The organism is Actinomycetospora sp. NBC_00405 (assembly GCF_036044095.1).
Lineage (GTDB): Bacteria > Actinomycetota > Actinomycetes > Mycobacteriales > Pseudonocardiaceae > Actinomycetospora > Actinomycetospora callitridis.
Window position 1 is genome coordinate 5,853,810 of record NZ_CP107938.1, and the last position, 13,107, is coordinate 5,866,916.

Annotated in this window: 12 protein-coding genes; 3 read left to right on the top strand and 9 right to left on the bottom strand. The window is 73.0% G+C overall.

All coding sequences use genetic code 11. The features are described from left to right. Positions 1 to 78 precede the first annotated feature (78 nt). Positions 79 to 1,620 carry an asparagine synthase (glutamine-hydrolyzing) gene (gene asnB, locus OG774_RS28900; RefSeq protein ID WP_328305763.1) on the top strand — a complete coding sequence of 514 codons (1,542 nt, stop codon included), beginning with the start codon at positions 79 to 81 and terminating at the stop codon, positions 1,618 to 1,620. 18 nt (positions 1,621 to 1,638) lie between these two features. On the opposite strand, the gene OG774_RS28905 is transcribed toward asnB, so the two are convergent. Next, entirely contained in the window at positions 1,639 to 2,931 is a 1,293-nt protein-coding gene (locus OG774_RS28905; protein ID WP_328305764.1) for a cation:proton antiporter domain-containing protein, read from the bottom strand. A 530-nt stretch (positions 2,932 to 3,461) separates the two neighbouring features. On the opposite strand from OG774_RS28905, the gene OG774_RS28910 reads away from it, so the two are divergent. Together OG774_RS28910 and OG774_RS28915 are read left to right on the top strand one after the other, a co-directional pair. After that, on the top strand, positions 3,462 to 3,911 hold the full coding sequence (locus tag OG774_RS28910; RefSeq protein ID WP_328305765.1) for a hypothetical protein: 450 nt from the start codon (positions 3,462 to 3,464) through the stop codon (positions 3,909 to 3,911). A 133-nt stretch (positions 3,912 to 4,044) separates the two neighbouring features. Next, a complete protein-coding gene (locus OG774_RS28915) occupies positions 4,045 to 4,479 on the top strand; it encodes a TIGR03618 family F420-dependent PPOX class oxidoreductase (RefSeq protein ID WP_328305766.1) in 435 nt (144 codons plus the stop codon). Between the two features lie 110 nt (positions 4,480 to 4,589). Here OG774_RS28915 and OG774_RS28920 read toward each other — a convergent pair whose 3' ends face one another. The 8 genes from OG774_RS28920 to OG774_RS28955 all read right to left on the bottom strand — a co-directional run bounded on the left by OG774_RS28920 (position 4,590) and on the right by OG774_RS28955 (position 13,031). After that, positions 4,590 to 5,597 carry an SDR family oxidoreductase gene (locus OG774_RS28920; protein ID WP_328305767.1) on the bottom strand — a complete coding sequence of 336 codons (1,008 nt, stop codon included), beginning with the start codon at positions 5,595 to 5,597 and terminating at the stop codon, positions 4,590 to 4,592. A 45-nt stretch (positions 5,598 to 5,642) separates the two neighbouring features. Then, a complete protein-coding gene (locus OG774_RS28925) occupies positions 5,643 to 6,365 on the bottom strand; it encodes a DUF3159 domain-containing protein (protein WP_328305768.1) in 723 nt (240 codons plus the stop codon). 225 nt (positions 6,366 to 6,590) lie between these two features. Next, entirely contained in the window at positions 6,591 to 7,337 is a 747-nt protein-coding gene (locus OG774_RS28930; RefSeq protein WP_328305769.1) for a TIGR03943 family putative permease subunit, read from the bottom strand. Positions 7,338 to 7,422: 85 nt separating this feature from the next. Continuing rightward, positions 7,423 to 9,678, bottom strand: a complete 2,256-nt coding sequence (locus OG774_RS28935) for a heavy metal translocating P-type ATPase (RefSeq protein ID WP_328305770.1) — start codon at positions 9,676 to 9,678, stop codon at positions 7,423 to 7,425. Further along, on the bottom strand, positions 9,678 to 9,959 hold the full coding sequence (locus OG774_RS28940) for a DUF1490 family protein (RefSeq protein ID WP_328305771.1): 282 nt from the start codon (positions 9,957 to 9,959) through the stop codon (positions 9,678 to 9,680). The genes OG774_RS28935 and OG774_RS28940 overlap by 1 nt, the downstream gene beginning before the upstream one ends. Positions 9,960 to 10,230: 271 nt before the next feature. Next, positions 10,231 to 11,148, bottom strand: coding sequence for a metal ABC transporter permease (locus tag OG774_RS28945; RefSeq protein WP_328305772.1), 918 nt, complete (start codon positions 11,146 to 11,148; stop codon positions 10,231 to 10,233). A 21-nt stretch (positions 11,149 to 11,169) separates the two neighbouring features. Continuing rightward, a complete protein-coding gene (locus OG774_RS28950; RefSeq protein WP_442874020.1) occupies positions 11,170 to 12,045 on the bottom strand; it encodes a metal ABC transporter ATP-binding protein in 876 nt (291 codons plus the stop codon). Next, entirely contained in the window at positions 12,045 to 13,031 is a 987-nt protein-coding gene (locus OG774_RS28955; protein WP_328305774.1) for a metal ABC transporter solute-binding protein, Zn/Mn family, read from the bottom strand. Before OG774_RS28955 ends, OG774_RS28950 begins: the two co-directional genes overlap by 1 nt. Positions 13,032 to 13,107: the final 76 nt, after the last annotated feature.

The window sequence follows — 13,107 nt, forward strand, 5'->3', positions numbered from 1 at the left end:
GCTCGACGGACGACGTGTCCCGACCGCGATCCGGAATCCCGATCAAGGATGTGAACCCGCCTCGTGTGCGGAATTGTCGTGGCGTTCGGAACCACCGACCCGGAGAAGTGCGAGCGGATGCTCGCTCGAATCCACCACCGAGGGCCTGACGACACCGGCCGGATCCAGTTGGAGAACGCGTGGCTGGGCCACCAGCGTCTGTCGATCATGGATGTGACGGGCGGCAAGCAGCCGATCGCCGATGACACGGACTCGGCGTACGTGGTCGGCAACGGCGAGATCTACAACCACGAGGACATCCGGGACGTGCTCTCGGAGGTCCGCTTCGCCACCGACTCGGACACGGAGTCGGCGTTCCGGCTGGTGCTGCGCGACGGCTCGGCGGCGCTGCACGAGGTGCGCGGGATGTTCGCGCTGGCCATGGCCCACACCGACGGGCGCGGCGCGGTGGCGCGCGACCCGATCGGGATCAAGCCGCTGTACTGGGCGCGCCTGGGCGGGACGACGATCTTCGCCAGTGAGCTGCGCGCGTTCGACCCGGAGGACCAGCCGTATGTGGAGGCGTTCCCGCCCGGACACGTGTGGACCCCGGGCATCGCCGGCCACGACGTCGCCGAGGGCGCGATGGTCCGGTTCGCCGACGCGGTGCCGGTCGAGGTCCGCCCGGCGCGGCTCGCGCCGGACAAGCAGTGGACCGAGGAGGATCTCGGGCACATCCGCGACGTGCTCTCGGACTCGATCCGCCGTCACATGATGAGCGACGTGCCGGTGGGGGTGTTCCTCTCCGGCGGTCTGGACTCCGCGATCGTCGCGGCGATCGCGGCGAAGGTCGCCGGGGAGAAGGGCGAGCGGCTGCCGACCTTCGCCGTGGGCACCGAGGGTTCGGCCGACCTGCTGGCGGCCCGCGCGGTGGCCGAGTACCTGGGCACCGAGCACCATGAGATCGTCCCGACCCCCGAGGACCTCGAGGAGGCCCTCGACGAGGCGGTCACGGTGATCGAGCACTTCGACCCGGCGCTGGTGCGTTCCGCGGTGCCCAACCTGCTGCTGGCCCGCGAGGCCGTGCGCCACGTCAAGGTGGTGCTCACCGGGGAGGGCGCCGACGAGCTGTTCGCCGGCTACGAGTACGTGCACAGCGACGAGTTCTCGACCCCGGACACCCTGCAGGCCGAGCTGGTGCGTTCCATCGAGAGCCTCCACGAGCTCAACCTGCAGCGCTGCGACCGCGCCACGATGAACTACGGGCTGGAGGCGCGGGTGCCGTTCCTCGACGCCACGGTGATGCGCGAGATGCTCGCGCTGCCCGCGGAGTGGAAGCTCAAGATCCACGAGCGGACCGAGAAGCAGCTGCTGCGCGAGGCGTTCGACGGGATGGTGCCCTACGACATCATCTGGCGCGGCAAGGAGCAGTTCGGTGACGGTTCCGGCGCCGGTGACGTGCTCGCCAAGCTCGTGGAGAAGGAGAAGGCCAAGGAGGACGCGCAGGACGCGGAGGCGCCGACGGTCGAGCACGGCTGGGAGCTGCGCAGCGACGAGGAGATCGCCTACTACCGGACCTGGCACCGCTCGTTCGCCGGCGTCCGCCCGAACGCCACCCTCGGCGCCTTCGCCACCGCGTAGGCCGCCCGCCGCCACGGCCTACTGATCGGCCTTCCCGGAGCCGTCGTCGCACGGCGGCTCCGGGTTGCGACGGCCCGGGAGTCCGCGAACGGGTACATCGGGCGCGTCGGGCACTCCGGGCTCGGTCTCGCCGGTTCGGGACGCGCCGTACCGAGCAGCGAGGGGAGCGGCGCTGGCGCCGTGCGCGACGACGCTCAACAGCACGGTCACCGCGATGGCGGCCACGGCGTGGTCGGCGCCCGGACCGAGATCCTCCAGCGCGAGCAGGGCGAACACGAGCGAGGCGAGCCCGCGCGGGCCGAACCAGCCCACGAACAGCACCGTGGCCCGGTCGACCCCGGCACCGATCATGACGAGCGCGACCGGGAGCATGCGGACCACGGTCAGGCTCAGCACGGCGTAGAGCACCACGGCCAGGTCGATGCTCTCGAGCATGATCGGCACGGCCACGGCCCCGAACGCCAGCCACACGAGCAGGGAGACCAGTCCACTGGCCTGCTCCAGGAAGCCGACCTCGGCGGGCCCTCGCGGACCCGCCGCGGCCGCGAACGCCAGCCCGCCACAGAACGCGGCGACGAATCCGTTCCCGTGCACGAGGAGTGCGCCGGAGTAGGCGGCCAGGGCGAGGGCGAGGACCGCGATGCCGGCGAACCCCTCGGCAGCCCACCCCTCGCGACGCGCCCACCGCAGCAGGCCACCTCCCCCGGCGCCCACCGCGACGCCGACGACCACCCCGATCGCCAGCTCGAGCAGCGCCTGCCCCGGGCCGACGCCGCCCAGTCCCTCGACCGAGGCCGCGCCGGCGATCGCGAGGACGACGACGGGGGTGGCGATCCCGTCGTTGAGGCCGCTCTCCACCGTGATCAGCCGACGTATCCGGGACGGCACCGCCCTGTTCGTCACCACCGGAACGCCCAGCGCCGCATCGGTGGGCGCCAACGCCGCGGCGACGAGAAGGGCGAGCCAGAGGTCGAGCCCGGGGAGGAGCCACACCGCCAGGGCCCACCCCAGCAGGATCGTGAGGGGGAGGCCGACGCCGAGCAGCCGGACACAGCGGCCGAGGTCCTGCCGCAGGTCGGACACACGGATGCGAGCAGCGTCGGAGAAGAGGACCCACACGAGGGTCACCTCGACCAACGGCTTGAGACTCTCCGGCGCCGAGGGCGTGTCGATCGTCCCCAGCGCGGCGAGGGCCACGCCGACCGCGACGAAGACGATCGGCGCGGTGAGGTCCGCCCGTTCGAGCCGGGCCGAGACGATCCCCCACACGAAGACCGCCGCGGCGATCACGGTCACCGCCGGGACGTCCATGCCGGCCTCCTGCGTTCGCCGTCCGTGCTGGTCAGGCCGGACGTCCGGGTTCAGGTCGATCCCGCCGTGCGGCACAGATCATCGCGCAACTCAGTAGCTCGAGCACCAGCAGATCGGTGAGCATCTGCGCGCAGACCACCAGAAGTGTGCTCCGGGCTTGCCCTGCGGCGAGAAGGGCGCGACGTACTCGCCGCGGACGCGTCGCGCGCGGCGCTGCGCCGACGCTGTCATGGCGATCGCGGTGTACCTGATCCTCGGGCTCGATGGTCGTGACGCCGTGCCGCAGGCAGCTCGAGGCGGAGGGAAGACTGCTCCGGCGCCTTCTCGCGGCTCGACAGCCGGAGGTACTGGTGCGTCCGGTTGACGAGGGAGACACCGACGCAGGAACGAACTTGTGCCTCGGGGACTCCACGCCGGTAACTCCGGGGAGTCCGCAGGCGACAGGGTGACGATCCTGTTCGCCCTCCAGCCCCGGGGGTGGCGCTGAAAGGGCGGGCGGTCTGCCTGCTCTCGTACAGAGCTGAGGGCCGATGGCCATTGACCTCGTCGTCCTGCCGACCGGGCTCCGGGTCCGGTTCTCGGGCACCGATCGACTCGCGGCGGGCTCGCGGGGGCTCGACGTGCCCTTCGAGCGGATCGTCGGGACGCGGGTGATGACGCGGGGCGACGCCGTCGCATCGAGCCCTCGGTTCCCCTGCCCCGGCTCCTGGTGGCCCCGGAGACTCCGCGCGGGCTCCTGGGGGATCGGTGAACGCCGACAGCTCTGGGGCGTTCGTCGGGGCACCCACGTCCTGGTCGTCTATCTCTCGGGGCGCCCGTTCCATCGGATCGTCGTGGACGCCGAGGCGCCTCAGCAGCTTCGTCGCGGCATCGAGGCGGCGCTGCTGCACAGCAAGAAGACCGGTGCTCGGGAGTCACTGAGAGGCCTCCTGGCCCCGTGGGCCGACGACGGGCTCGGCTCCACCCGCGGGCCCCGTTGAGCTGCGGGAGACCCGCGAGGGTTCGTCGAGTCCGTGCTGCTCCAACTCCGCGAACTTTGCCCCAGGCCCCGGCCGGGCACCCTGGACCGAATCTCTCCTCGAAGATCACCGTACGATCCAGGAAGGCTTCCAGATGGCGGACACGAAGAACGGGCCGGAGCTGCACCCGGTGACCGAGGAGCTCGCGGCCGGTAAGAACTTCGCGGCGGTGGCCACGGTGCTGCCCAGCGGCCTGCTGCAGAACCAGATGCTGTGGGTCGGGATCAAGGATGGCGCTCTGGTGCTCAACACCGAGACCCACCGCAAGCGCTTCGAGAACGTCGAGACCGACCCGCGGATCACGGTGTTGATCCGCGACGAGAACGACCCGTACCGCTACGCCGAGGTCCGTGGGAAGGTCACCCGCACCACCACCGGGGACCAGGCCCGCGAGCACATCGACGAGCTGGCCCACCGCTACCTCGGCACCGACTACCCACCCGAGGGCATCAAGTCCGAGCGAGTCATCCTCTGGATCACCCCGCAACGCCAGACGATCATCGATCAGAACAAGGACACCAGCGACTGACCTCCCCACCACGCCCGACCGGGTCTCCACAAGGGTTCTCCCGTGCTGGTGACGATGGAGGAACGAACGCCGTGCACCGCTGCTGACGTGCGGTGGGCTCGGTGTGAGGCTCAGTGTTGGCGGACGCGGCGGGGCGCGGGCGCGCCGTCCACCTCAGCGTGGGCCGTGGTGGCGGCGGCGCTGCCGAACGGGACCCCGGTGAGCTCCTGAGAGATCTGCCAGATGCGTTCGGCGTCGTCGAAGCTGCGCAGAGGTCGGTAGAGGCGCTGCTCGGCGGGGCCCCCGCCGACGTTCCCGATCCCGCGGGGCCCGTAGAAGTGCCCACCGTGTGCCTCCGGCGAGGTGGCGGCGAGGAGGGCGGGGAGCCCGGCGCTCTCGGCGGTCCCGACGAGGATGCCGCGGGCTGACAGCGCACCGATCAACCGCCGGTTCCCGGCCGGCTGGTCGCGGCCGAGCTCGGCGCGGGGGGCGAGCAGGCTGGTCGGCGCGAGCCCCGGGTGGGCGAGGTTGCTGGTGATTACCCAGCGAGCGGCACGGCTGCGGCGGTCGAGCTCGAGGGCGAAGAGCCCGAACGCGATCTTCGACTGGCTGTAGGCGGCCATCCCGCGCCCGTAGGAGTCCTGCCACTGCAGGTCGCTCCATCGGATCGCCCCGAAGCGGGCGGCGATGCTGATCTGGGAGGTCACCCGCGCACCGCCGTCGCGCAGCAGGGGCAGCAGGTGCGCGACGAGGGCGACGTGGCCGAGGTGGTTGGTCCCGAACTGGAGCTCGAACCCGTCGACGGTGGTCAGCCGCTCGGGTGGGGTCATGACGCCCGCGTTGTTGATCAGGACGTGGATCGGGCGGCCTTCGCCCCGCAGGGTCGCGCCGAGCGTCGCGACGGAGGCGAGGCTGGACAGGTCGAGCTCCCGCAGCGACACGGTCGCCTCGGGAATCTGCTCGCGGACGGCCTCGATCGCGGCCTGGCCCTTGCGCGGGTTGCGGACGGGCAGGATCACCTCGGCGCCGGCAGCCGCGAGCCTGCGGGCGATCCCGAGCCCGATGCCGTCGCTGGCTCCGGTGACCACGGCGCGCTTGCCGGTGAGGTCGGGGACGGTGATGTCGGGGGTGCGGGACATGGTTGCTCCTGGCTCGTGAGGTGTTTCGGTGGTCGTGTGGGGCGGTCAGGCGGCGGTGGGGGTGCCGGCTGTGATCGCGCGGCGGGCGGCGACGAGGGTGACGGCGGCGAGGGCGGCGAACAGCGGCGCGGCGGCGACGCCGAGGGCGGCCAGGACGGCGGGCTGGTCCGCGAGGTAGGCCACGCCGCGCAGGGCGAGGTTGAGGACGTGGAGCACGACGCCGGCCAGCGTGGTGAGGGTGTAGACGCGCAGCAGCCGGGCGTGGTCTTGCCAGTCGGCGGGCCCGCCGGCGAGGCGGTTGAGCAGCATCCCGGTCACCGGGCGGCGCACGAGCACCGAGGCGAGGAAGACCACGCCGAGCACGGCGGGGATCAGGGTGGGGAGCAGGAAGAAGGCGCGGGCCTCGCCGGAGAAGGCGGCGACGGCGGCGCAGACGCCGGCGACGGCGAGGCCGATCAGCGCGCCGCGCAGGGACTCCCGGCGGGCGAGCCGCACCCCGAACACCACCGGCGCGGCGACGGCGAGGGCGACGAACGCCCAGGTCAGGCCGCCGAGGGCGTCGGCGACGACGAAGGCGACGGCGGGTGCGGCGGCAACGAGGATGCCCGCGACGCCCCCGGAGCGGGCCAGGCTGCCGCGCATCGCCGCCGACAGCGTCGTGACCCCGTGGTCGGCGGTCGACCCGTGGGAGTGGCCGTCCAGCGGCGGGTCGAGCGGGGCGGCTGCGGTGGGGTCCAGTGACGCGGTGGGCGTGAGGTCGTTCGGCACGGGGAGCTCCGGTGGGTCGGTGGCTGTGTGCCGATGACGTTCGCGGCTCGGCGGGCGGACAACCACGACCTCCCGATCCGGGGCTCGGCGGACCGCCCCTGCGATCCGTGGCAGTGTGCTGCCGGCGCCGGCGCGGGCGCCCGCGCGGTCGACCTCGCACGGGCCGCCGGCCTCGACGCGCAAGGAGTGGTGCCGTGCCGACCTCGGCGCGGCCGTGGCGGACGCCTACTCCTCGTACGGGTTCGTCGGACGGGGTACCGGGTGCACGGACTCGGCCCGGATGGCCGCGACGTGATCGACGGTGCCCGCGACGGAGGTGAGGCGCCCGGTGACCTCGACCCACGTATCGGCCGCGCGGGGGGTGGGGTCGCCGTCGACGTGGACGAGGTAGCTGCGCGCGTCGAGGGCGCAGCACGTCATGATCGCCCGGGAGACCGACCAGCCTCCGGCGTCGTCGGGGGTGACGAACCCGGTCAGCGTCACCGTCCGTCCGGTGAGGGTGCGGCCGGCGTTCCAGGCGGCGCGTACCGCGTAGTCGTGGACGGCCAGCGGCACCGGTTCCCCCGCGGGCAGGGGGGAGAAGCGGGTGCCGGACGACGGCTGCGGCACGCTCGGGTCCGCACGGCCGGCGGCGAGGGCCCCGAGCGGTGGTGGGGTGACGACGAGGACGAGCAGCAGCGGCAGGCAGAGCAGCCACCCCACGGCCGGGATGCGGCGGTGGTCGTGCCGCTGCTCGGCGCGCCGCGCGGCGGAGAGCTCCTCGAGTGTGACGGCGAGCGGACCGTGGGTGTGGAGCCTCCGCCGAGGCTCGGCCGGTGCAGGCCCGTCGCGCACGAAGAGACCGATCAGTCCGAGACCGATCAGCCCGGCCGCGGTGAGGAGCAGCCAGGGGCGGTGTGCCGCGCGGACGTAGTCCAGGTAGTCCCCGGACACGGTGACGGCGACAACGGCGCCGCCGAGCGCGACGAGCACGGCAGCGCCGAGGGGTCCTCTCACAGCATCAGCCCGCCGACGGCGAGCGCGACGACCGGCGGGGTCGGTTCCACGCCCCGGATCGTCACGACACCGCGTCCGGGGTCTCGCCTCCGGGCCCCGCGATGCCCGACGCCGCTGCCGCCGTCCACCGCCTTCGATCGGCGGTGGTGCCCTCCAGCTGGTACCGGATGAGACGGCTGGAGTTGGCCACGACGGCGACGGACGACGCGTTGTGCAGGATCGCCGCGACGACGGGCGAGAGCGCTCCGGCGGCCGAGACCAGGAGGCCGACAGCGTTGACGGCGATCGACATGCTGTAGTTCTGCCGGATCAGCGCGATGCCGTGCTGTCCGAGGTCGCGCAGATCCAGCAGCCGGGTGAGGTCGTCACCGGCGAGAGCGACGTCGGCGGTCTCGACGGCGACGTCGGTGCCGGAGACCCCCATGGCGATGCCGATGTCGGCGAGGGCGAGCGCCGGGGCGTCGTTGGTGCCGTCACCGATCATGGCCACGGTGTGGCCCTCGGCCTTGAGGTCCCGCACGAGATCGTGCTTGTCGGCGGGCATGACCTCCGCGCGCCACTCGTCGATACCGAGCTCGGCGGCGACCGCCTTCGCGGTCTCCGGGTGGTCCCCGGTGAGCATGACGATGCGGGTGACGCCGTCTGCGCGGAGCCGCTCGAGGACGCGGGCGGACTCGGGACGCACGGTGTCGCGCAGGCTGATCAGCCCGACGAGCGCGCCGTCGACGGCCAGCAGCAACGGGGTCTCGGCCTGGCGCTGCAGACGCCGGACCCATCCGCCTGCCTTGCGCGAGACCGGGATGCGCTGGGCGCGGAGCAGCTCGCGCGAGCCGATGAGCAGGGTGCGGCCGTCGGACTGCACCCGCATGCCCTGACCGAGCAGGACCTCGCACTCCTCGTGCGGCGGGATGGCGATGTGCCGTTCCTCGGTGGAGCGGATCACGGCCTGCGCCAGCGGGTGACGCGAGTGGATCTCGGAGCTGGCGGCGTGGGCGAGGACCTGCTCGGGGGTCCAGGCGTCGTCGAAGGAGACGACGTTGGTCACCACGGGGCGACCGGTGGTGAGCGTGCCGGTCTTGTCGAACACGACGGCGTCGACGCGGCCGGCGGCCTCGAGGTGCGAGCCGCCCTTGATGAGGATCCCGCGGCGGGCGCCGTTGCCGATGGCGGCGCTGATGGCCGTCGGCGTGGCGAGCCCCACGGCGCACGGACAGGCGACGAGCAGCATGGTCATCGCCCGGCGGACGTCCCCGGTCAGAGCGAGCGTGACGGCGGAGACCGCGAACGACAACGGCACGAACCGGCGGGAGAACGACTCTCCGACGGTCTGGATCGGCGCACGGTCGGCCTGCGCCGACTCGACGCGTTCGATGATCCGCCCGATCGCCGTGTCGGAGCCCACCGCGACCGCGCGGACGACGATGCGCCCGCGCATCAGCACCGCGCCCGCCGGTAGGTGTCGTCCCGGCTCGACCTGGATGGGCAGGTTCTCGCCGGTGATGGCGGCCTGGTCGACGACCCCGGTGCCCTCGACCACGACGCCGTCGACGGGCAGCACCACCTGCTCGTGGACGACGACTTCGTCGCCCACCGCCACCCGAGCGATGTCGACCTCGATCTCGGTGCCGTCCGCCAGCCGCATCCAGGTCGTGGTGCGCGAGCCGGTCAACAGGTCCGAGATCGCGCGCCGGCTGCGGCGCAGCGTGAGGTCCTGGAGGTACTCCCCGATCGTCAACAGCCACAGGACGGTCAGGGCGACGACGTTCTCGCGCAGCACCAGGCTGGCGATCGTCGCCGTCGAGACCAGCGCGTCGGTGCCGGCACCGCGTCCGCCGACCAACGAGCGGAGCGCGCCGCGCAGGAACGGATACCCGGTGAAGATCGTGACGCCGGTGGCCAGCGTGCGACTGGTCGGGCCCAGGACCGGGGGACGACGCAGCACCCAGCGCCGACCCCCGAGCAGCAGCAGCGCCACACCGCCGGCCACGATCCGGACGAGATCACGGTTGCGGACATCGGCGGAGCGCGGTGCGCGGGGGGACGGTCCGACGACCTCACGGGTCGCCGCGTCGGCGAGGGCCCTCTCGAACGGTTCCCGCGATCCCGGCGCGGCCTCGGCCCAGACGACCACCGACCCGGTACGCGGGTAGGCGTGCGCCTGACGCACCCCGGGCAGTGCGTCGAGGACCTCCTCGACGGCCACCGCGCGAACCGTGTCTCCGCGCAGCCACGGGCAGTCGTAGCGCACGCGTCCCGCGGCGTCCGAGACGAGCCGCGAACCGACCAGGGGAGCGTGCTCCGGCGATCTCGAGGGCATCAGTGCTCGTGGTCGTGAGCCGCGGTGGTGCTCGGCTCCGGCGCCTGCTCCCCGTTCCGTTCACGCGCCTCCGCGACGACGTCGCCGAGGGCGAGGCGGGCGCGCTCCGCGCCGGTCTCCGCCGCGCGGACCCCGCGCAGGCCCGCCGCCGTGACGGTGACCGCGGCGCGGTGCACGCTCTGTGGACCGACGAGCTTGCGCGTGCCCTCCACCACGGCCACCCCGACGACTCCGCTCGCCACCGAGGCGGCGACCTTGCCGAGTGCTCCCGCGAAGATCACCTGATGCTCCTTCGTGCCGTCGTCGTCGTGACGTCGATCCTGTGAGTGCCCCCGGGACGGAGTCCGGGTCGACCTGCTCGGCGAGCTCGGGCCCGGCCCGGGCCGGCGAAGGCCACCGTCACGTCCTGCTCACCTCTTGCTGGATGTCGCGGACCGGCGCCGCCCACTCGGTGGCCACGAGACTGGCATCGGGCGGCGTCCCGCCTGCGTTCGGGGGCTCCGACGGGTGTCCGGGGTGATGGGCGCCCTGTCGAGCGGTCGGTCCTGTGGCTCACCGGCGCGACGCGGTGGGCGTCTCGACGCCGCCGACTCCTCCCGACCCGATGGGGGCGAGCTGTGCTCGACGGCCCGTCCGTCGCAGGCGGAGCGCGCCGATCGCCCGGCACACGAGGTAGATCAGGAATCCGATGGAGGTCACGTACGGGCTGATGGGCAGGCCCGGCGAGAGCGACAGGACGATCCCTCCGAGCACGGCGACCTCGGCGAAGAGCACCGAGAGTGCCGTGGCCGCGACCGGGTTGGCGGTGACCGCGGTCGCCGCGGCGGCGGGCGTGACGAGCAGCGCGAGGACGAGCAGGGCGCCGACGATCTGGATTCCCAGGGCCGTGGTGGTGCCGAGCATGAGCGCGAAGGCGATCGCCAGGGCGCGGACCGGGACGCCGCGGGCGGTGGCCATCTCGGGGTCGAGGCTCGCGAACAGCAGGGGGCGATAGACCACCAGCAGGCCCAGCGCGACGACGGCGCCGACGGCGGCAAGGGTGATCACCTGGGTGGAGTCGACGCCGACGATCTGGCCCACCAGCAGGCTGAACTTGTTCGAGGTCCGGCCCGTGTAGAGCGACTGGAAGAGGACGCCGAGTCCCAGGCCGAAGGCCAGCACCACGCCGATGACGGCGTCGTTCTCGCGTCGGCGGGCCGAGAGCATCGCGAAGATGACCGCGACGAGGACGCCACCGACCAGGGCCCCGACACCGACGAACGCCGTGCCGGCGACGAGGAGCGCTCCGGCGGCGCCGGCGAAGGACAGCTCACTGACCCCGTGGACGGCGAAGGCCATGCCGCGCCCGATGACCAGCGGGCCCAGCAGTCCGGCGAGCAGGGCCAGCACGGCCCCTGCCGCCATAGCGCTCTGCACGAAGGGTTGCTCGAGCAGGAAGGCGGTCTGGGAGAGGTCGAGGACATCGTCCACGGCGAGGAGCCTCCGAGTGGTTCAGGACGCAAGCGTGGAGGTGGCGGGCAACGGTTCGTCGTTCTCCCCGGTGTGGTGCACCGGGGAGTGCTCGTGCCCGACCACGAGGATCCGGTCGCGCACCCGGACGACGTCGACCGGGGTCCGGTACAGCTCGGAGAGCGTCTCGGAGGTCATGACTTCGTCGGGCGTGCCGATGCGGAACCGTCCGTCGACGAGGTAGAGGACGCGGTCGACCACCGGGAGCACAGGGTTGATCTCGTGGGTCACGAACAGCACCGCCGTCTCGTGCTCCCGCCGCCGCCGGTCGATGAGGTCGACCACGACACGCTGGTGAGCGAGGTCCAGCGAGAGGAGCGGCTCGTCGCACAGCAGGAGGTCCGGGTCGCCCACGAGGGCCTGGGCGACACGCAGCCGCTGCTGCTCGCCCCCGGAGAGACGCCCGACCGGAGCATCCGACCAGGCGTCGGCGCCCACCTGGTGCAGGGCGTCGGCGATGTGCTCCCGACGCTCGCGCCGCCGCCGTCCGAAGACCGGGCCGAAGCGGTGACCGTCGAGGCCCAGGCCGACGAAGTCACGGCCACGCAGCGGCACCGAGGCGTCGAGTGCCTTCTGCTGGGGCACGTACCCGACGCGGTTCGACCCCTGCTGCGGGCGCCTGCCGCCGACCTGGACCTCGCCCGCGGCGAGGGGGAGCAGGCCCAGGAGCACGCTGAGCAGCGTCGTCTTGCCGGAGCCGTTGGGTCCGAGGATCGCGATGAACTCCCCGGGCGCGACGTCGAGGTCGAGGTCGCTCCAGAGCCGGCGCGACCCACGCTCGACGGCGGCGCCACGCAGGTCGACGGCCGGCGCCGCCGACGCGGCGCCGGACGTCGAGGACCCGGTGTGGCCACTGATCACTGCGGCGCCCCCACGGCGGTCGCGATGCCGGAGCGCAGGCTCCCCAGCCATCCCAGATAGTCCATGCCCTGGGGCAACGTCTCACCGACCTCCACGACGGGGATGGTGGCCTGGTCGGCCAGCGTGCGCAGGTTCTGCGTGACCGGCGACTCCGTCTGGGGGTTGAAGAACAGCACGTTCACCCCGCGCGAGGTGAGGAGCTGGTTGGTCTCCGCGACCGCGGCGGCCGGCGGGTCGGTCTCCTCCTCGATCGCCTCGGCGAACTCCTCAGGGGTGGCGTCGGCGATGCCCGCGGCGCGCTCGAGGTAGAAGGGCACGGGTTCGCTCGACAGGCCCCGGAGACCCGGTCGGGCCTGCCCGACCGCCGCGAACTGCCGGCCGATCTGGTCGACCTCGCCGGCGAAGGCGTCGGCACGCTGCCTCAGCTCCGGGGCCTGGGCCGGCTCGGCCTGGCCGAGTCGCGCGGCGACCTGCTGTGCGACCGCGCTGACGGTGGTCGGGTCGAACCAGACGTGCTCGTTCTCCTCCGCCTGGTCGGGGCGCAGCGCGTAGGCCTCGATCGACTTCTCCCGCGCCCCCGGGCTGGCGTCGAGTGCCCTGGTGACGAACTCGTCATAGCCGCCGCCGTTGTAGACGACGAGGTCGGCCGAGCTGATCGCCGCCGCGTCGGCCGGGGTTCCCTCGTAGGAGTGCGGGTCCGCGTTGGGGTCGGCGAGGATGGAACGGACCTGGACCCCGGGCCCGGCGACGCGCGAGGCGATGTCCCCCCAGACGTTCGTCGAGGCGACGACGGTCAGAGTGCGGGTCGGCGGAGCGCCGCCTCCTGACGGCGCGGGCGCAGCGCTCGGCGCCGGCGGCGCCTCCCCGCCCGACCCGCACGCGGCCACGACGCCCAGCATCAAGGCCATCAGGGGCGCCATCCACGTCCGGCGCGGGCCTCCGGGCCCACGCACGGCACCGCGCGCGGCGGTCGGGATCGTCATCGGGTCTCCTCCTCGGTCAGGTTCGTGGTGATGGTAACCGTTTCCACTTCACGACGCGTCGGAGCTCCGGAGGTCG